2 protein-coding genes and 1 pseudogene are annotated in these 1,806 nt (G+C 74.3%); all 3 read right to left on the reverse strand.

Translation table 11 applies throughout. The annotated features are described in order from the left end of the window. Positions 1–536: pseudogene (locus tag PO768_RS28710) on the reverse strand (GGDEF domain-containing protein); the annotation flags it as partial. Between the two features lie 9 nt (positions 537–545). Next, positions 546–1,595, reverse strand: a complete 1,050-nt coding sequence (locus tag PO768_RS29235; protein ID WP_442953322.1) for an NAD(P)-dependent oxidoreductase — start codon at positions 1,593–1,595, stop codon at positions 546–548. Continuing rightward, on the reverse strand, positions 1,595–1,806 hold a 212-nt coding region (locus PO768_RS28725; protein ID WP_272648781.1), incomplete at its 5' end, for a CinA family protein. The genes PO768_RS28725 and PO768_RS29235, both read right to left, overlap by 1 nt.

Here is a 1,806-nt window from a genome sequence, read left to right on the forward strand (position 1 = left end):
GATGCGGCCGGCAGGCGCTGGGCCCAGTCGCGCTCGGCCGCCGCCGCGTCGCGCATCACCTCGGCGCGTGCCAGGCTGGCCTCCATCATCAGCAGGCGCAGCGCGTCGCCGCAGGCGCGGGCATGGAGGATGGCCCGCTGCAGGCTGGCCTGCAGCGCCGGCCCGTCACCCCGGTCGGCCGCCAGGTAATAGGCCAGCCAGTGGGCATCGGCACAGCCGCGCGCATCGGCGCAGGCCTCGAAGCGGCGCAGCGCCTCGCTCAGCAGGGCTTCGGACTCGTCGAGCCGGCCCTCCAGCAGCAGGCATTCGGCCTCCACCAGCAGGCGGCGCGCCTGCGCCGGCGCGCCCTCGGGCCAGGCCTCGCGCAGGCCCCGTGCCAAGGTCAGCGCCCGCGTGCTGTCGCGCTGGCGCAGCGACCAGGCCAGCCACAGCCGCAGCTCGGCATCGTCGGGCGTGGCCTGCAACAGCGCTTCACAGCGCTGCACCTGCTCATCGAGCGCAAACATCGCGATCGTGTCCAGCCGGTGCTCACCCATGCGCCTAGGCTAACCCAGGCGCGCCGCGCGCGCTGCCCCCCGAATCAGTAGCCGCGCCGGCGCTCGACCCGGTGCGCCAGCGGCGCGCCGGCCCGCCAGGCCCGCAGATTCGCCGCCACCACGGCCACCGCGCTGCGCGCATCGGTCTGCGCCGCCGTGTGCGGCAGCACCGTGACGCGCGGATGGCACCAGAAGGCATGGTCGGCCGGCAGCGGCTCGACCTGGAACACATCGAGCACCGCNCGCCGTGTGCGGCAGCACCGTGACGCGCGGATGGCACCAGAAGGCATGGTCGGCCGGCAGCGGCTCGACCTGGAACACATCGAGCACCGCATGGCGCAGCCGCCCGCCGTCCAGCGCGGCCAGCAGATCGGCCTCGACCACATGGGCGCCGCGCGCCAGATTGACCAGGCTGGCCTCGGGTTTGAACTGGGCCAGCCGCGCCGCGTCGAAGAAGCCCCGCGTGGCCGGCGTCAGCGGCAGCAGATTGATCACCGTGTCGGCGCGGCCCAGCTCGGCCGCCAGCGCCGCTTCGCCATGCACGCAGGCGATGCCTGGCAGCTCGGGCGGCCGCGTGCTGTAGCCGGCCACCGCATAGCCCTGGGCCTGCAGGGTGCGCGCGACGCGCCCGCCCAGCTCGCCCAGGCCCAGCACCAGCACCCGCCACTCGGCCGCGCGGCGCTGCTCGGGCTGGCGCCACAGGCCCTCGCGCTGCTGCGCCTGGACCTCGAAGAAATACCGGTGCAGGCCCAGCACGGCCCAGAGCGCCGTCTGCGCCATCGCCTCGTTCATCGCAGGGTCCACCATGCGGGCCAGCGGCACGCCCTCGGGCAGGGTCGGGTCTTGCATCAGCCGGTCGACCCCCGCCCACAGCGACTGGATTAGGCCCAGCTGCGGCAGGCCCTGCAGGCTGCCGGGCGGCGGGTTCGCGACGATGGCGATCTCGACATCCGCGTGAGGCGCCAGGCGCCAGGTCTCATCCGGCAAGGCCTCCTGCAGCAAGCCCAGCCACGGCTCGCGCTCCGCAGCGTCCCAGCTACCGATCAACAACACACTCATCAAGAATCCTTGTCTTCAAGCGCCTCGCACAAGGCCAGCAGGCCCGAGCGCAACGTGGCCGCGCGCACCGCATGGCGGTCGCCGGGAAAGAGTTCGCGCCAGACCCGGGGCGGCGCACCGGCGCGGGCCAGGGCCAGCCAGACCGTGCCTACCGGCTTGTCGGCGCTGCCGCCGGTGGGGCCGGCCACGCCGGTGACCGCCAGCGCCCAGT

This window comes from Paucibacter sp. XJ19-41, assembly GCF_028462495.1.
Classification (GTDB): domain Bacteria; phylum Pseudomonadota; class Gammaproteobacteria; order Burkholderiales; family Burkholderiaceae_C; genus Roseateles_E.